This window comes from Serratia sp. TSA_105.2 (genome assembly GCF_052692115.1).
Window position 1 is genome coordinate 899,882 of record NZ_JBQZFT010000002.1, and the last position, 17,161, is coordinate 917,042.

At 60.9% G+C, this 17,161-nt stretch carries 19 protein-coding genes and 1 tRNA gene; 8 read left to right on the top strand and 12 right to left on the bottom strand.

The annotated features are described in order from the left end of the window. Positions 1-26: 26 nt before the first annotated feature. Positions 27-668: a DsbA family protein gene (locus ACUTSC_RS10755; RefSeq protein WP_197766879.1), complete on the bottom strand. Its 642-nt coding sequence runs from the start codon at positions 666-668 to the stop codon at positions 27-29. A gap of 107 nt (positions 669-775) precedes the next feature. After that, entirely contained in the window at positions 776-1,180 is a 405-nt protein-coding gene (locus tag ACUTSC_RS10760) for an Exc2 family lipoprotein (protein WP_089185538.1), read from the bottom strand. Between the two features lie 192 nt (positions 1,181-1,372). On the opposite strand from ACUTSC_RS10760, the gene ACUTSC_RS10765 reads away from it, so the two are divergent. Further along, the gene (locus tag ACUTSC_RS10765) at positions 1,373-1,621 is read left to right on the top strand and encodes a hypothetical protein (protein ID WP_016928938.1); all 249 of its coding nucleotides are present in this window, start codon (positions 1,373-1,375) and stop codon (positions 1,619-1,621) included. Here the strand turns inward: ACUTSC_RS10765 and ACUTSC_RS10770 are convergent. Continuing rightward, complete coding sequence (locus ACUTSC_RS10770; protein WP_197766880.1) at positions 1,618-2,385, bottom strand: NAD(P)H-dependent oxidoreductase; 768 nt, start codon at positions 2,383-2,385, stop codon at positions 1,618-1,620. The two genes, ACUTSC_RS10765 and ACUTSC_RS10770, sit on opposite strands and share 4 nt — an antisense overlap. 84 nt (positions 2,386-2,469) lie before the next feature. Here ACUTSC_RS10770 and ACUTSC_RS10775 point away from each other — a divergent pair, with 84 nt between their 5' ends. Next, on the top strand, positions 2,470-2,850 hold the full coding sequence (locus ACUTSC_RS10775; RefSeq protein WP_038873124.1) for a winged helix-turn-helix transcriptional regulator: 381 nt from the start codon (positions 2,470-2,472) through the stop codon (positions 2,848-2,850). Here the strand turns inward: ACUTSC_RS10775 and ACUTSC_RS10780 are convergent. Further along, positions 2,847-3,428 (bottom strand): flavin reductase, encoded by a 582-nt coding sequence (locus ACUTSC_RS10780; protein WP_197766881.1) that lies wholly within the window; start codon positions 3,426-3,428, stop codon positions 2,847-2,849. The genes ACUTSC_RS10775 and ACUTSC_RS10780 overlap by 4 nt on opposite strands. 174 nt (positions 3,429-3,602) lie before the next feature. On the opposite strand from ACUTSC_RS10780, the gene ACUTSC_RS10785 reads away from it, so the two are divergent. The 5 genes from ACUTSC_RS10785 to ACUTSC_RS10805 all read left to right on the top strand — a co-directional run bounded on the left by ACUTSC_RS10785 (position 3,603) and on the right by ACUTSC_RS10805 (position 9,239). Further along, positions 3,603-5,204 carry an ABC transporter substrate-binding protein gene (locus ACUTSC_RS10785; protein WP_197766882.1) on the top strand — a complete coding sequence of 534 codons (1,602 nt, stop codon included), beginning with the start codon at positions 3,603-3,605 and terminating at the stop codon, positions 5,202-5,204. 278 nt (positions 5,205-5,482) lie between these two features. Continuing rightward, entirely contained in the window at positions 5,483-6,007 is a 525-nt protein-coding gene (cybB, locus tag ACUTSC_RS10790; RefSeq protein ID WP_197766936.1) for a cytochrome b561, read from the top strand. Positions 6,008-6,059: 52 nt separating this feature from the next. Further along, complete coding sequence (locus ACUTSC_RS10795; RefSeq protein WP_197766883.1) at positions 6,060-7,346, top strand: hypothetical protein; 1,287 nt, start codon at positions 6,060-6,062, stop codon at positions 7,344-7,346. Then, on the top strand, positions 7,343-8,518 hold the full coding sequence (locus tag ACUTSC_RS10800; RefSeq protein ID WP_197766884.1) for a hypothetical protein: 1,176 nt from the start codon (positions 7,343-7,345) through the stop codon (positions 8,516-8,518). The genes ACUTSC_RS10795 and ACUTSC_RS10800 overlap by 4 nt, the downstream gene beginning before the upstream one ends. Positions 8,519-8,534: 16 nt before the next feature. Beyond that, positions 8,535-9,239, top strand: a complete 705-nt coding sequence (locus ACUTSC_RS10805) for a hypothetical protein (protein WP_197766885.1) — start codon at positions 8,535-8,537, stop codon at positions 9,237-9,239. Positions 9,240-9,242: 3 nt separating this feature from the next. On the opposite strand, the gene ACUTSC_RS10810 is transcribed toward ACUTSC_RS10805, so the two are convergent. After that, positions 9,243-10,358: a hypothetical protein gene (locus ACUTSC_RS10810; protein WP_443003045.1), complete on the bottom strand. Its 1,116-nt coding sequence runs from the start codon at positions 10,356-10,358 to the stop codon at positions 9,243-9,245. A 485-nt stretch (positions 10,359-10,843) separates the two neighbouring features. On the opposite strand from ACUTSC_RS10810, the gene ACUTSC_RS10815 reads away from it, so the two are divergent. After that, a complete protein-coding gene (locus ACUTSC_RS10815; RefSeq protein ID WP_197766887.1) occupies positions 10,844-11,377 on the top strand; it encodes a hypothetical protein in 534 nt (177 codons plus the stop codon). 51 nt (positions 11,378-11,428) lie between these two features. Here ACUTSC_RS10815 and ACUTSC_RS10820 read toward each other — a convergent pair whose 3' ends face one another. The 7 genes from ACUTSC_RS10820 to gpt form a co-directional block, all read right to left on the bottom strand. After that, the gene (locus tag ACUTSC_RS10820) at positions 11,429-11,647 is read right to left on the bottom strand and encodes a TM2 domain-containing protein (RefSeq protein WP_015376761.1); all 219 of its coding nucleotides are present in this window, start codon (positions 11,645-11,647) and stop codon (positions 11,429-11,431) included. Positions 11,648-11,842: 195 nt separating this feature from the next. Beyond that, positions 11,843-11,918, bottom strand: a tRNA-Thr gene (locus ACUTSC_RS10825). Positions 11,919-12,105: 187 nt separating this feature from the next. Beyond that, on the bottom strand, positions 12,106-13,359 hold the full coding sequence (gene proA / locus ACUTSC_RS10830) for a glutamate-5-semialdehyde dehydrogenase (protein ID WP_060425303.1): 1,254 nt from the start codon (positions 13,357-13,359) through the stop codon (positions 12,106-12,108). A gap of 9 nt (positions 13,360-13,368) precedes the next feature. Beyond that, on the bottom strand, positions 13,369-14,472 hold the full coding sequence (gene proB, locus ACUTSC_RS10835) for a glutamate 5-kinase (protein WP_015376738.1): 1,104 nt from the start codon (positions 14,470-14,472) through the stop codon (positions 13,369-13,371). Between the two features lie 238 nt (positions 14,473-14,710). Next, a complete protein-coding gene (gene crl / locus ACUTSC_RS10840; protein WP_033641981.1) occupies positions 14,711-15,112 on the bottom strand; it encodes a sigma factor-binding protein Crl in 402 nt (133 codons plus the stop codon). Between the two features lie 60 nt (positions 15,113-15,172). After that, entirely contained in the window at positions 15,173-16,420 is a 1,248-nt protein-coding gene (gene frsA / locus ACUTSC_RS10845; RefSeq protein WP_049233726.1) for an esterase FrsA, read from the bottom strand. Positions 16,421-16,561: 141 nt separating this feature from the next. Then, entirely contained in the window at positions 16,562-17,020 is a 459-nt protein-coding gene (gpt, locus tag ACUTSC_RS10850) for a xanthine phosphoribosyltransferase (RefSeq protein ID WP_033637215.1), read from the bottom strand. Positions 17,021-17,161: the final 141 nt, after the last annotated feature.

Sequence of the window (17,161 nt, forward strand, 5' to 3'; positions counted from 1 at the left end):
TCATCGGGCGCCGGGGAGACATCGCCTTAAGGCTGCGTATCCAACAGATGGCGCACCACCGCCGCGTACTCTTTGGCGTAGCCTTCAACGCTGGTGCTGGCCATGCCGGCATTGTCTATCTTGTATTTGCCAGCCACGTAGAACGACGGGGTGCCGCGCACGTCGAACGCTTTCACCGCTTCGTTCTGCTTGGCGATCAACCCTTTGACCAGCAGGCTGTGGCGCGCGTTTTCATAGGTGGCGGCATCGATGCCGGCCGCCGTGAACACCCGCTGAATATCTTCGGCGCTATTGACGGCGCGCTGTTTCTGCACCGCGTCGAACATCGCCCCTTCAATCTTGTCTTCTACGCCCAGTACCGTCGCCACCGCCCAGGCTTCGGTCAGCTCATTGCCCAGTTTGCCCATCAGGCTGACGTGATACTTGGTGACCTTTTCGCCGGCGGGCAGCGCCTGCGCCACGGTGCTGCCTACGCGGTAGGTTTCGGCGAACTGATAGCAAGGGCCGCAGTAGAAGGAGAAAAATTCCACCACCGCCGGCGCGGCGGCCACCGGCTTATCCAGCCGGGTGTATTGCTCGCCCACACGGTAATCCGCGGCCTGGGCCGCGGGCAACGCCAACATCAATACGACGGCGGCGGCGAACGAACGCTTAACGTTTGCCAACATAAACACTCCTGGTTTCGATTATGAACATCGTCCTTAGCGGCGGTTTTTATAATCAAATAACCGGCAGAAGGCCAGTTTTTATTACCTTCTGTTTATGTGGGATTCAGTCAGCGCCCTTCGTAACCATCCCAATAGGCGCCCACCGCTTCCTGCGACAGCACCTGGCGACGCTTAGGATTGTCGGAGCCGCTGTAGGCGCGATTGATGAAAATGGTTTTGTGTTCCATGTTCTGCTGGAATTCCGGGCTGGCCAGATAGTCGGCCTTTTTCTGCGCCTCGCTGCGCGCCACGCCCGCCGCGCGATCCTTTTTCCCCTGCTGGTAGAACTGTTCGAACATCGGCACGGCGTTTTTAATGCTGCCGTTCACATCGGTGCGGAATTGCGGATCGAAGTCGTCGCGGGTTTGATAAACGTAGTGTTTGGCATGCTGCTCGGCGCTGCTGAGGTGATGAGTGCAGGCGCTGAGCGCCAACAGCGGCAACAACAGCGCCGCGCTTTTCAGTCTTTTCATGTCGTCTGTCCCTGTCAGTGAGGAAGGTTCCTTTAGCGCCACGAGCATAGCGCCGGCCCCCGGTGAACGTCAAACGACAAATCGTGCATCACTTTGTTTTATATTAATATTATATACATTGATTGGTATTCATTGCCTGAAACACTATGCTTTAACAGACAGGGTAAATACTCACCGACAGCGAGGCGGCCAATGAAACCGATCGACAAAAACGTGGGGGAGTACGACCTCACAGCGGAAAAAAAAGCGGGCATGATCACCGGCACTATCCGCGGTGAACTACCGGACAGCGACGCCAACCTGCCGCTGGTGCCCTTCTCCGGCACCTTCGCCGGCCCGAGCGTGGCCGAAGCCATCGCCGATATCCAGCAACAGTTCCCCGACATCGAACCGGCGATTATCGACGACTTGCGCGAGGAACTGCTGAAGGCCGGATTCTAAACCGGATCGCGGTGCCGCACGAACGGGCTGTAGACCGGCGCGCCGGGCTTCAGCGCCAGATCGGCGTCAAAATCGTCATTGCGGTTGAACGGCACCGCCGGCCAGGCGGCAAGATCGCTTAAGCCAGCCCGATACGCCTGCGTCACCTGCGCCAAAGCGGCGTTCTGCGCCTGCAGCGCCTCTCCCGTCAGCCCGCCGCGTACGCCATAGACCAGGAACGGCTCCAGCACGCTAAAACCGATATAGTGCAACGCATGCATGATCGGCCACAGCATCAGCCGCATATCGCCGTCGCGCCCGTCCGGCGCACAGGCCTGAGCGGAGGCGCCGGCGGTCACGGTCAGCAGCGCCCGCTTACCGCGCATCACGCCATTCTCATGGCGGTGGCGGCTGTCGTAGAGCCCGCCGTAAACGAACACCCGATCCATCCAGCCCTTGATGATGGCCGGCGCGCCGAACCACCAGAAAGGGAACTGCAGCACCAGCGTATCCGTCCAGCGCAGCAGCTCGATATGCCGCCGGATCTCCGCCGGCAGCGCCTGATTCGTCCAGTGATGGCGCTGCTCCTGCATCGCATCGAACCTGTCCGCCTGCTTTCTGCTGGGGTAATGGCCGGCGCCCTCGCGCGGATCAAACCCTTCCTGATATAGATCGACCGTCTTCACCTGATGCCCCTGCGCCAGCCAGGCCTGCCGCGCCTGTTCGGCCAAATGGGCATTGAAAGAATGCGGCTCGGGGTGAGCCAGCACAATCAGCACGTTCATCCTGTGTCTCCCGTTGTAAGGTGGTGCTGCTATGCTGTGGCTTTATCGCATCCTTGGCAATTACGCACCTGAAGGTAACCCCCCATGGCCTATCCCGGCGACGTCTATTCGAGTAAATGCTCCGCGCGCGATGCGCTGGCGCTGATTTCCGGCAAGTGGGTGATGCTGATCCTGCCCGCGCTGGCGCAGCGGCCGATGCGCAACGGCGAGCTGCTGCGCCGCATCGACGGCATTTCACAGAAGGTGCTGACGCAAACGCTGCGCCAGCTGGAACGCAACGGGCTGCTCGAACGGCTGGATTTAAGTGAAAAGAATCAGGCGCATGTGGAATACCGGCTCAGCGCCGTCGCCTGCTCGCTGGTCGAGACGCTGACGGCGCTGGACCGATGGGCGGAATACCATTTCCCCGAGCTGGACGCCGCCCGCGAACGCTATGATGCCGACCGCAAGCGCGCGGCCGATTAAAGCGGTTTGGCCCGCAGCGTCTCGCCGCTGCGCACGAAGTTGCCCGCCCCCAAATGATGAATAGTGTGCAGATCCGCATTGGCGGCGGTGAAGTTCCAGCGCCCCTGCTGGAACACCCGCTCGTCCGCCGCCGCACTCAGCACCTCGCCGAAGCAGGTGTCGTATTTTTCCTGCGCGCCGCTTTCCGGCAATAAGCGGCACTCCAGCCACGCCACGCAGCCCTGTTCGATCAATGGCACCTGTAGGGTGGCGCTCGGCACCGCGGCGATGTGGAAGCGAGCGAACTTGTCGTCATTCAACCCGGACACGCTGCCGACCGCGTAGGTGGCGTCGATGAACATGGCCGCCGGCACGCAAATGCCGAATGCACCGCTTTCCTCGATCATTTGCCGGCTGTGCGCCCCTTTGTCCACCACGATGGCAATGCGCGGCGGGCTGAACTCCACCGGCATCGACCAGGCGGCGGCCATCACGTTGCGTTTGGCGCCGTCGCGGCTGCGGCTGGTGATCAATACCGTCGGGCCGTGGTTCAGCAGGCGGCTGGCGTGTTCGAGGGCGACAGGGCGAAAGTGGCTCATCGGGAAATCCTTGCGAGTGGGTGATTGGCCAGCAGTGTAGATCTGCGCTGCGGCGGCAGGCAACGCGGGGCGCACAGAATGCACCGATGAGGCGCTTGTTCCCCGTCTCGCCATCCGTTATCTATAGTTAAATCAATTCGCCGCTAACGGCCCATTCCACCTGAGGATCTTGCCTTGACGTTTTTAAAACACCCTATCGCCGCGCTGGCGCTGGCAAGCGCCGGCCTGCTGTCGGCGGGCAGCGCGCTGGCCGCTTCCGATGCGCTGGTGTACTGCACCGTCGCCTCGCCGGAATCGTTCAACCCGCAGCTCTCCAGCTCCGGGCCAACTTTTATCGCCACCTCGCAGGTGCTATACAACCGCTTGGTGACGCTGCGCGAAAGCGATAAAACCCCCGCCCCTTCGCTGGCCACCGAGTGGAGCGTCAGCCCGGACGGCAAGACCTACACCTTTACCCTGCGCCAGGGCGTGAAATTCAACAGCAACAAATACTTCACCCCAACGCGCGACTTCAACGCCGAAGACGTGGTGTTCACCGTGATGCGGCAGAAGGATCCCGCTAACCCGTATCACAAGGTCTCCGGCGGCAACTATGAATACTTCACCGACATGGGCCTGGATAAGCTGATCGTCAAGGTGGAAGCGGTGGACGAGCATCACGTGCGCTTCACGCTGAGCCAGCCCAACGCCGCCTTCGTCGCCGACTGGGCGATGGATTTCGCCTCGATCCTGTCCGCCGAATACGCCGACGCCATGCTGAAAAAGGGCACGCCGGAATACGTCGACAACTGGCCGATCGGCACCGGGCCGTTCGCACTGCAGCAGTACAAGCAGGATTCGCTGATCCGCTACATCGCCAACCCGCACTACTGGCAGGGCGAAGTGGCCAGCAAACACCTGATCTTCTCGATTACGCCGGATCCGCAAACCCGGCTGGCCAAGCTGAAGACCAATGAATGCCAGATCATCCCCGCGCCGCTGCCGGAACAGTTTGCCGCCATCAAGGCCGACGGCAACCTGCAGCTGCACGACATTACCGGGCTGAACGTCGGCTATCTGGCGTTCAACACCCAGAAAAAACCGTTCGACAACCTGCTGGTGCGCCAGGCGCTGAGCTATGCGGTGGACAAGAAAGCGATCGTCGCCGCAGTGTTCAAAGACAGCGGCACGCCAGCCAACTCGCTGCTGCCGCCGGGCATGCTGGGCTACAACGATACACTGCCGGAGTACGCCTACGATCCGCAGAAGGCGCGCGACCTGCTGAAGCAGGCCGGGCTGGAACAGGGCTTTGAGACCGACATCTGGTCGATGCCGGTGCAGCGTCCTTACAACCCGAACTCGAAGCGCATCGCCGAGATGATCCAGAGCGACTGGGCGAAGGTGGGCGTGAAGGCCAAGATCGTGACCTGGGAGTGGGGCCAGTACCTGGCTGGGCTGCGCAAAGGCGAACAGCAGAGCGCGCTGTACGGTTGGGTGTCGGACAACGGCGATCCGGACAACTTCGCTACCCTGCTCGGCTGCGCCGGGGTGCAGAGCGGCGCCAACGTGGCGCGCTGGTGCGATAAGGATTATGACCGGCTGATCCAGCAGGCGATTCAGGAGAATCAGCCGCAGGCGCGCGCCAAGCTGTATCAGCAGGCGCAGGTGATCTTCGCCAAACAGGCGCCGTGGCTGCCGCTGGCCACCGGCAAAGTGTTCTACGCCACCCGCAGCAACCTGAGCGGCTACGTGGTGGACGTGAACGGCAGCGACTTCGCCAAGGCCAAATTGAACTGATCCCAGGCGCCGCGGCGAGAGCTGCGGCGCTACCCGCCTCATCGCTTAATAAGCTGCCAGCCTCTGAACCTACCGCGCATTAACTTCACAACTTACGATGCCAGCTCTCTCCCCTGCCGTCAGGCATTTAACCCACTAAATTCATAGCTTAATAAGCGGCATAATCCCTGGCATTTTGCTTAAACTGCACACAGGCGCTTTCCTCGCCTGTAACATTTCGTTACCATCGGCACATAGACCCTTTAACATCAAAAGGTAACCCGGTGCAGAACACCTACATGCCGTGGCAAATTCGCCTGCACTGGCTGGTGGCGATCCTGCTGGTCATCACCTGCATCACTATCGAGCTACGCGGCTTTGCCGAACCGGGCAGCGCCCCCTGGTACGTGCTGGTTGTCACCCACTTCAGCTGCGGCGTAACGGTGTTTGCGCTGATGATCGCCCGCCTGTTCCTGCGCTGGCGCCACCCCTCGCCCGCCATCGCGCCCAAACCGCCGAAGTGGCAAACCGGCCTGGCGCACCTGACGCACACCCTGATTTACCTGCTGCTGCTAGCGCTGCCGGTACTGGGGGTTTACTCGCGCTATCTGGGCGGCAAGGAGTGGTATCTGTTCGGCCTGCCGATGCCGTTCGCCGACGTGGCGGATCGGCCGCAGGCGCGGATGATTATCGGCTGGCACAAAACGCTGGCGTCGTTCGGCTACTGGCTGATCGGCCTGCATGCCGCCGCCGCGCTGTTCCACCACTATATCGTCAAGGACAATGCGCTGGTGCGCATGCTGCCACTGATGAAAAAGCGCTGACTACCCGGCGCCAGGGATGAGTTTCGGGCCACGCCCGCTGACAGGGAATGACATGCAAACCCAATTTTTTCATGTGACCGTCGAGCAATGCGCCAGCCAACAGACGGCGCCCGACAACCTGGTGAGGATCATCGCCTCCGGCCAGACGTTCTTTTTTTATCGTGACGACTTCAGCGACAGCGAAAATCTGCTGGCCAGGCTCGCCGCCGGCGATCGGGTGAAGATCGGCGCCCACCGCCTGCGGGACGGCAGCTACTGGCTGCACTGGCTGCTGCACGGCACTAAAGGCCGGCTGGAGCCTGACAGAACGCTGAAATACAAGCTGAAATACTTTGCTCTGCTGCTGCTGGGCGTCGTGCTGGCCGGCGGTTTCCCGGCGGGCTTTTTCATCATGGACCGGGAAGATTCCTGGCTGACTATTGCCCTGTTCTTTATCGCCATTATCGCCGGCCTTATCGGCATCGGCATGGTGCTGTTCGTCGGTTCGGAGCTCCTGTTGATTGCGCACCGCGGCCGCAAGCGCCTGCTCAGGGCGCTGGATCGCGTGCTGCAGGGGCAAGACGTCACGCCGCCCGGCTCGCTCAGCCTGAAAATCCCCGGCATCAGATACCGGGCCGTCCGTGCAGAGGCCGCGTCAGAGCCCACAACGCAACAAACCGAGTTCCCCCTCCCTGACGGCGTCGAGGCCTCCGCCATCGAGACGGTCAACGCCCTGAGCTACGAACTCCTCCACTATGAGATCCCGCGGCAGGTGCAGTATTTGGACACTTATGCGTGGCGCCAGAAGGAGACGCACTTCGCGTTAACGACCCGCGCGCTCAACGTCCCCAATACCAAACTGCATCCGGTATTTCGTCGGCAACATCCGCTTTTCATCGCCAAAGGCGATCCGCTGCAGGTGTTGTATTGCGAGAACGACACCGTCCCCGAGCTCCCTAAGGTGCGTGGGATCATCAACCATCGCGATCGCCAGACCTATCTCATCGGCGGCAGCCGCTACTTCACCGAAGCCGGCCTTAACCTGAGCGCGCGCGTTGTCTTCATTTTGGGCGCGATCGTGACGTGTTTGGTGCTCGGCCTGATCGTGTGGAATAACGCCGATACCCCGGCGGGCTTTTACCTGGATGCCTGGACCCTGAAGCGCCTCGGCAGTGAATTGCCGCCGATTCTGCTGCTGATGATGCTGATGATCAGCGGCCTGGCGCTGCTGATCGAGGGCTTCGCCCAGATCTGTCGCCTCTACGCTTTTGAGCAGCACCGCACGTTTAAGACGTTCAAATACCTGCGCCATCTGCGCCGCAGGCTATGGCGGCAGGAGCAGGTGACGGAGCTGAAATGATGACGTTAGCGCTTTATAAAAGACCCCTTATTATCCTGACGCTGTTTTTGGCCAGCGCGCTGGGCGTCTATTTCCTCGCCCCTGAGCAACGCTATGCACAGTGGCAATGGACCCAGAGCGACCAGGCCTTGCCGACGATAGCCCGTTACGATCTCATCCACAGCTACCCGGCGCAGGACGGCGCTCTGTTGCTCATCAGCAAAAGGAGTGAACGCGGGGCCTACAATAGCTTTTACGGCTGGGCGGCCAACTACCTCAGCCAGGTGTTATTCACCGGCCCGAAGGGGCTGCAGATGCTGGGGCAACTCGACGAGTTGATCTACGATGCGGTTTGCGTCGAGCAGGAGTGCGTGCTTTTTCTGTCCAAGGGGCGCAGGCTGGTCGATGTGCAACGGGGCACCCTCGGGGCACTGATCCCCTGGCCGGAGGGCGACGACAATCTGCCTTCCTTTATCGGCGGCAAACTGGTGGCGCTGCCGGGGAAACGCGCGCTGTATTTCATCAGCACCGAAGGCGTATTCTACAGCCCGGACTTTGGCGCCCATTGGCGGCAAACGCTGGACCTGCCGGCACAGCTGGACGCGCGGCAGCTGCTGGGCTTTGAGCGCGGCGAGGAGGACTCACCGACGGCTAACGCCTCCGGTAAGCGCAAATCCATGCCCGAGATCTTTACCGCCGTTGATGGCGAACGCGTGCTGTTCTGGATGAACCCGGTGCTCGGCTCCGGCGCCTTGCATATTGCCGTTAACGGCAAAACCGGCGAGGTGGCCGAACTGCATTGGCTCGCGGTGCGCGTGAAGGAAAGCGCGCAGGCTCCGGATGGCGGCATCTACCTGATCGCGCAAACGCTGGACAGAGGGCTGTATCAGCTCCTGCGTTATCAATCTGACGGGCAGCTGACGGTGCTGTTGGAAAACGGCGATAAATCGCTGTATCAGCTGTGGGCGGGCAACGACAAGCTGGTCGCCCAAACGGATAACGGCGATGCGCGCCTTTCGCTGATTTTCGATCTGCGCTCATCCGACGTGCGCTACCGGCAGCCGTTGGAGTATCGCTACAACGGGCGCGACGATGCACGCCAGACCGTGATCGAACCGGAGAGCCACTATGGCGATGACGGGGAGACCCCGCCACTGCCCTACTTCGTTCGCTATCGCTCCACCACGCCGTGAACATAAGGAACCTGCCATGCTGCTAGGTTATGGCGCCGGCGCCGCAGGACTGCTGGCGCTGTTGTTGGCCCTGCTGCTCACCGGCATCCTGATCGCCTGGTGGGGCTGGCGCTACGCTTCTGCCCGCGGCGGCCGACCGCGACCACCGCTCTCCTGGGGCGGCTATCTGCTGGCCTCGGCGCTGGCGGTCTACCCGGTGGCGTGCGCGCTGATGCTTATCGGCATCGCCATCCAGGACATCAAGAGCCAGCGGGCGGAAGATCGTTGGAATCAACGCAGCTACCTGACGCTCGACGAGGCAAAGCCGTTCGGTGAAACGACGCTGCCGAAAGGCAGTTGGGTAAACCGCCAGGAGCCACGCCTGCCCGGCACCGAAGACAGCCCCATCACGATGAACGGCGTGACCGCCGTGCGTTTTCCTCAGCCGCAAAGCGTGGCCGGCGTGCCGATCATCGCCTTCGAGGTTTTACCGCCGGTGATGGAGCTGGCGAGCGCGCACACCTTTGCCCGCCCGAGCGGCCAAAGGGTGCACTGCGAAGCCGGTTGGCTGGTCACCTTCTTGTTGCCGCCGGATCGGCCGGTTCCGCTGTGGGAGGAGTGGCAGGCCGGGCTGCCTGCGGCAGCGTTTCGGCCCAGCAGTTGGGCCTTTAGGGAGTGCTTCTCCGGCAGCCCGATCGCCGTACTGACCTTGCACAACGGCGAAGTCAGTGTGCTGCCTTAAGCCTTACGCCGTGGCGTTGGGCAAGCGCACGGTCACGCGGTTATTGGCCGTGGGCAGCTGCAGCGGCGCTTCCTGCCAGCTCACCGCGATAACCAAGACCGGCGGCGCCGCTACGCGCGGCGCACGCCCGTCGGGCCCCACGCCGTAGGCATCCCATTCAATCACGAACACGCCGCCGTCTTGCGGCTCGACCCGCTCGACGAAAAAAGTGGTGTCCGAACCGCGCCCGCCCGCCGGTTTGTGCGCGTGAGAGAGCAAGCTGAACCACTCGCCGGCGAAGTGCAGATGGTACAGACCATCGACAATATGCTCACCGTGGAACTGGCAGCCGCCGACGCTCAAGCCGTCGCCCGCCGGGGATTCCGCCACGCGATCGAGATCGCGCACGAAGAGATTGGTCGGCCGGTTATCCAGCAACAGCTCATAAGGCGGCGTGTGCAGCAGCGCGGCAGGATCGTCCGCATGGCGCAGATCCGCCGGCAACATCGAGCGCGCCGCCAGCGCCCGCCCGCTGGGTAAGGCGATCGCCAGACGATCCGCCGGATCCTCAGTCCACTGAGGCACCCACAGACCGCGCACCTGACGCAGCGGCGTAGCCTCCGCCTGCCGACACCTCGCCCGCAGCCGCGCCAGCGCCTCAGCGGAACCGGCGGCCAACGCGTTCTGCTCGCGATCGGTCAATGCAGGCAGCGCGTACATCACCCGGGCGGCAGGCTCGTACACCGTCAGCCCCTCACCCTCGCGGCTGCGGGTCGGGATCAGGCGCAACTTGCCGCCGTCCACGTCCTGCGGCGCGGCACAGGCGCTATGCACAATCGCCCCGTCACGCAGCAGCAGCGTCCAAAAATTGGGGCCGCCCATGCCCAGCTCCCCCACGCCGCCAATCTGCCGATCGCTGTCGCCGGCGTGCGCCATCTCAATCGGCTGCGAGCGCCAGTCGGTCTTACGCCACTCTGCGGCCTCTTCGGGCTCTTGCGCGCCTTTAGCGGCGTACTTCGCCCATTGCAGCACGGCGAACAGCGCGATGCACAGCACGCCGAAAATCGGGTGATCCTGCCAAATCAACAACCAACCGACGATCAAAAGGGCCCAGGCGGCCATGGCGATATCCTTTTCCACGAGAAAACCGCCTGATTCTAGCTCAGGCGGTTAGCGGGGTTGAAGCCTATGACATGAATAATTAGCCGTTACATAGAAAGATAATAATTTCAGCGTTATTTCTGTGACCATGAAGATCACATAAATAACGCTTCACTGAGTGATTTCAACGTAAAAAGATAACCCTCTGTATCTCAATAAAATATTTAAACTCGCATTAAAAGGCGAAGAATTAAAGCGGAAAAAAATCGCAATAATTTGTGCATATTCTAAACATTGACTATGTTTAGACATACTCTTTATATGCAGGTAAACATACTGAAATACAGAAGAGCAAGGCCCTCAAGATAATTAAACCAACCTCGCGCACCGCGTGGGTGAAACACTATTTACTATAAAAATTCCGAGGATATTTGATCTTCACGGAACGAGTAACCTTGCGTTTTATCAAGCCAATAGGCTACACACCGCAATTAATAACATTAATAGTATTCCGGAGAGCGACAATGAAAATCGTTACAGGCATCATCCTTACCTCTGTAGCCGCCTTCAGCGGCGCGGCTTACGCGGCCGATGCGCAGCCTGCCACCGGCAGCGCGGCGGTGACGCTGGAACACGTGCACGCCGTGATGGAAAACGGCAGCCCGGCGCCGCAGCACGACGCCGCCTGCAAAAAAGAACTTTCCATGCCGGAATCGAAATATATGGGCATGAAGGTTAAAACCGATTACACCATCAACAGCAGCACCATGATGATGTCGGCCAAATCGATGTTCCCATCGCCAAACGACAAACAGCCGATGGAACTGACGGTCGATCTCTCCGCGCTGGGCCTGGCGGATGTGTATGCCTTCGGCGCCTTTAAACCGGCCGCATTGCCGCAGGCCTATATTTATTTCACCATCGACAAAGATTTTAAAAATCCGATCAGCACTTTTATGATCATTAACCAAGGCAAGCAATATAACTGCGTGATCTCCAGCTCGAATAAAATGATGAGCGAAGAGATGCGCGGCAAGATGATGATGAAAAAACAGTAGCGGAATGAAAAGCGGCGCTTCCCTTAACAGGAAGCGCCGCCAGAAAATGCATTAAATCAGACCAGGGTTGTATTTCTGGTTGAATTTCTCTTCCGACTGGAACAGATAAATAATGCCTTCGATAAAGCCGACAATCGCCGGGATCCCCGTCCAGCAGAACAGCAGGTAGAACAGCCCCCACCACTTCATCCCTAAGTAAAACTTGTGAATGCCCAGCCCACCCAGGAAGATGGCCAGCAGGGCCGCCGCGAGCTTGTCTTTTCTGCTCATAGTGCACTTCTCCTTACTTCTCACCGAACCACCGGCATGTCCAAAAAAGGATGCCGCTCCACAGAGCGCCGCATCGCAATGCTTGAGGAGAAAACATTCATCCATCAAGGCTCAACAGGGGTAATTATAACAGCAGATGATTAAACGGTTGTTTAACCGGCAAAAAGATAAGCAGAGGGAATCTAGAAGAGGTGATGGTGCCGATAATAGGAGTCGAACCTACGACCTTCGCATTACGAATGCGCTGCTCTACCAACTGAGCTATATCGGCATCGAGCCGGGCCTGCGGAGCAAGCCGGAAGTGCGTTGAACAAGGTAGACCTGTGCACGAAATGAGTCAATAGCCGCCGGGGCGTTTGGTTGTTTTGCAAGCAGCCATGCTGCCGCGCGTTGGCCCTTCCAAAAAAATCAGGGCGCAGCCCGCTGCGCCCTGACGTCTTTACTGTCGCAATGCGGCCTTAGCTGCGCACCAGATCGTCGCCGTAGCCGATCCACTTGTAGGTGGTCAGCGCGTCCAGGCCCATCGGGCCGCGGGCGTGCAGTTTCTGGGTGCTTACCGCCACTTCCGCGCCCAGGCCGAACTGGCCGCCGTCGGTGAAGCGGGTGCTGGCGTTGACGTACACCGCCGAGGAGTCCACCGCACGCACGAAGTGCTCGGCGCTGCTCAGCGACCGGGTGAGGATCGCGTCGGAGTGGTTGGTGCCGTGGGTGCGAATGTGGTCGATGGCCTGATCGATATCGTCCACCAGCAGCACGTTCAGATCCAGCGACAGCCATTCGTCGTCGTAATCTTCCGCGTTCACCGGCACCACCGTCGCCGGGCCACCCTGCAGCAGCGGCAGCGCGTTTTCCGCCGCGTGCAGCGTCACGCCCGCCGCCGCCATTTTGGCGCTCAGCGCCGGCAGGAACTCGGTGGCAATGCTGCGGTTCACCAGCAGCGTCTCCAGCGAGTTACAGGCGCTCGGGCGCTGGATCTTGGCATTTTCAATCACCGTCAGCGCCTTGTCGAAATCGACGTCGGCATCCACGTAGGTGTGGCACACGCCGATGCCGCCGGTGATCACCGGGATGGTCGATTGCTCGCGGCACAGCTTGTGCAGGCCGGCGCCGCCGCGCGGGATCAGCATGTCGACATAGCGATCCAGGCGCAGCAGTTCGTTCACCAGCGCACGATCCGGGCTGTCGATCGCCTGTACCGCCGCCGCCGGCAGGCCGCACTGTTCCAGCGCCTGCTGGATCACTTTCACCGTCGCCTGGTTGGTGTTATGCGTCTCTTTACCGCCGCGCAGGATCACCGCGTTGCCGGTTTTCAGGCACAGGCTGGCGACGTCGATGGTGACGTTCGGCCGCGCCTCGTAAATCACGCCGATCACGCCGAGCGGCACCCGGCGGCGCTCCAGCTTCAGCCCGCTGTCCAGCAGGTTGCCGTCCAGCACGTGGCCGACCGGATCGTTCAGGCGGCACACCTGGCGCACGTCGTTGGCGATCGCCGCCAGCCGCGCCGGGGTCAACAGCAGGCGATCGAGCAGCGCTTCGCTCATGCCGGTGGCGCGCGCTTGCGCCATGTCTTGTTCGTTCGCCAGCAGGATCGCTTCGCTGTTGGCTTCCAGCCTGTCGGCCATCACCGACAGCACCTGATTCTTCTTCGCCGTGCTCAGCACCGCCAGCTGCCAGGAGGCCTGCTTGGCGGCCTTCCCCATCTGCTCCAGCATGCTCACTCCTTAACTGACAATCATATCGTCGCGGTGCACTGCCACCGGACCGTATTCATAACCGAGGATTTCGCTGATTTCCTGCGAGTGGTGCCCGGCGATCATGCGCATCGCGTCGCTGTTGTAGCGGCTGACGCCGTGCGCCAGATCGCGCCCCGCCAGATTGCGGATGCGGATCACTTCGCCGCGCGAGAAGTCGCCCTTCACTTCGCGGATGCCCTTCGGCAGCAGCGAGCTGCCGCGCGCCATCATCGCTTCCACGGCGCCGTCGTCGACGGTGATCTCACCGGCCGGCGGCGCGCCAAAGATCCAGCGCTTGCGGTTTTCCAGCGGGGTTTCCAGTGCGTGGAAACGGGTACCCACCGGTTTGCCTTCGATCACGTCCGCCACCACGCCCGGCTTGCTGCCGGCGGCGATCACCACGTCGATGCCGGCGCGGCAGGCCACATCGGCCGCCTGCAGCTTGGTGCCCATGCCGCCGGTGCCCAGGCCGGAGACGCTGTCGCCGGCGATGGCGCGCAGCGCGTCGTCGATGCCGTGCACTTCACGGATCAGTTCGGCCTGCGGGTTGTTGCGCGGATCGGCGGTGTAGAGGCCCTGCTGATCGGTCAGCAGCAACAGTTTGTCGGCCCCGGCCAGAATGGCCGCCAGCGCCGACAGGTTATCGTTGTCGCCCACCTTGATTTCGGCGGTGGCGACGGCGTCGTTCTCATTGATTACCGGCACGATGCGGTTGTCCAGCAGCGCCGTCATGGTGTCGCGCGCGTTGAGGAAGCGCTCACGGTCTTCCAGATCGGCGCGCGTCAGCAGCATCTGCCCGACGTGGATGCCGTAAATGGAGAACAGCTGTTCCCACAGCTGGATCAGCCGGCTCTGCCCTACCGCCGCCAGCAGCTGCTTGGAAGCGATGGTGGCGGGCAACTCGGGGTAGCCCAGGTGTTCGCGCCCGGCGGCGATGGCGCCGGAGGTGACGATGACGATGCGGTGGCCCGCGGCGTGTTGCTGCGCGCACTGGCGCACCAATTCGACGATGTGGGCGCGGTTCAGACGCAGCGATCCGCCGGTCAACACGCTGGTGCCCAATTTCACAACCAATGTCTGGCTGCCGTTCATAGTATTTCTGCCGTGTAATATACCCGTCATCTTTCAAGCTGCAGCGTTGTTGGCTGCACGTACTCACCCCAGTCACTTACCTCAGTAAGCTCCTGGGGATTCCTCCGCTTGCCGCCTAGCCGCAACTCGAAAGCTATAGGGTATGATGAGAATAGGGTGCAAAGGTCTTTGTAACAGGAGAGACGCGTTATGCCAACAGGCACAACGCGAAATCAGCACAATACGTGGTCAAACGGGGTCAGGCGGAGAGTTTGATCAGTTTTTCTTTGAAATCGTCGGCGGGTTCCAGCCCCAGTTCCATGGTCGCCAGCAGCTCGCCCAGGCGGCGATGGAAGTCGCGCAGGGTGTCTTCCAGCTTGGCGCTCACTTCATCATCCTTAATGTTTTGCGCCGTCCAGTCGCCTTCTTTGTCGAACAGGCCGAATTGGTACGAATAGGTGAAGCGCGCTTCTTCCGCCTGCAGCTCCATCCACCAGCCCCAGAACTCGCGCTTCTCCGGAGCGGGCTTTACATTGACGCAGACGGCCAAACAATCAAAGAAAAAACGGTCGTTTTCACATTGCCCTTCACGCAGGTACGGCCCCAAGCTGGCAAAACGTTTCATTAGTCGGCTTTTAGGGTGGCCACTCGGTAACGTCATTCTCTAACCTCCTCAATGTAGACCACTCTTTTTAACAAACTGTTAAAATTTAGCAACTAATTAACGCATTTTGTCCTTCAGCCAGCCGGACATCTGCAGCAACGCCCGATGGAAGCTGTCGTAAACCGGGGTGCGCGGGATGGCGACCAGCTTGCCGCTCACCGAAGAGGTGACGATCAGCTGCGACTCCTCTTTCGGGCTGAGCGTATCGCGCTCCCAGTAGCCGGAGATCATCGGCGTCGGGCAGCGGCGCCCCAGCAGCCCCTGCATTTTCAGCGAGTAGCTGTTCAGCTCCACCTTCAGCACGTTGTCGGAAGCGTTGGCCATGCCCATGCGGCTGGCCAGCACGTCCATATACATGTCCGGCACGTTCAGCTGGGTGCTGCTGTCGCACAGCAGGCGATGCACCACCGGCCCCAGGCAGGCTACGCCGCGCAGCCGCTGTGGCTCCAGATAGGCCAGCCGCACCGCCACGTTGGCGCCGAAGCGGAAGCCGAAGGCGCTCACCCGCTGATGATCCACCCACGGCACCGAGGCCAGCTGGATCAGCACCTGTTGGTGCAGGTAGCTGGAGTCCTGCGTCAGCTTCCATTTGCAGGAAGAACCGATCGACGGCATATCGAGCGTCAGCATGGCGATGCCGTGCGGGGCCAGGTAGTCGCGGAACAGGCGGTGGTAGTCGGTCTGCAGCGTGTCGAGGCTGCCGCACATCAGCACCGTCGGGAACGGCGCTTCGCCCTTCTCCGGCATGTGCAGGAAACCGGTGACGCTGGCGCCGCCCTCGATGCGAAACTCCAGCTCTTTCAGCTGATACGGCAGCAGCAGCGCCGCCTCTTCGTAAGCGCGGTTGGCGAGCATCTCCGCCTGTTCGGCCAGCTCGTCGCCCTTCAGGTGCGGGTAACCGGCGATGCTGTACAGGCTCGCGGCCTTCAGCCAGTATTCGCCGCCGAGCAGCGGATCCTGCTGCTCCGTCGCCCGCTGCTGCCACTGCATGCCCTGATGGATCCACTCGTAGATCCAGTTGCCGTTGCGGTACCCCACCACGGTATCCAGCCGCTGCGGATTGCTGCGCTCGGCGTCGGAGGCGGCGATGCGCGCCAGCACTTCGTGGATTTCAATCGGGCTGACGCCGCGCCAGGCCCACAGCAGCGGATTCAGCATGCGGTACCAGCTGCCGGTGGTGTCGCCTTCCAATGCGGAATGCATGGCGGCGCTCACTTTGTTGCGCGCGCGCAGCACCAGCGTCGAGGTTTCAGGGTGTTTGAATTTGGGCTTGAAAAGAATTTCAGAAAGGTTGGCCTGTGCCATGGTAACAACAGCCTCCGTAAATCTGGCGATAGGCCGCAAAAGGCCTACTTAACTGGAGGTAGTGTACCTAACTCTGGCGGGATAAACCAAGATAACGCAAACGCCCGGCATAACCGGGCGTTGACTTGGAACTGGCTGGGCTTAGCGGCCGCCGATAGGGGGAACGAAGCTGACGCCCATGTCCCACGGCTGTTCGATCCAGGTATCCTGCGGGATGTCGACCACGTAGTCGTCCACCAGCGGGCGGCCCGCCGGTTTGGCGAAGATGGTGACGAAATGCGCTTTCGGGTACATGTCGCGGATCGCTTTCGCGGTGCCGCCGGTATCCACTAAATCATCCACCACGATGAAGCCTTCACCGTCGCCTTCGGCGCGCTTGAGCACTTTCATTTCGCGCTGGTTGTCATGGTCGTAGCTGGAAATGCAGACGGTATCCACATGGCGGATGCCCAGTTCGCGCGCCAGCAGAGCCGCCGGCACCAGGCCACCGCGGCTTACGGCAATGATGCCCGTCCATTTGTCGGCAGGCAGCAGGCGGTGCGCCAGCTTGCGTGCGTGCATTTGCAGCATATCCCAGGTAACAACGTATTTTTCGCTCATAGAATCGTGTCCCAGCCGGCTGGTGAAGCGGCTTACTTTATAGTTCAGGGGAAAAAAGGTTGCGCGAGATTATAGGGACTGACCGCGTTGAATTCCAGTTGTACCGAGGAAAACCTCGCGATTTCCGCCGTGCGGCTTTTC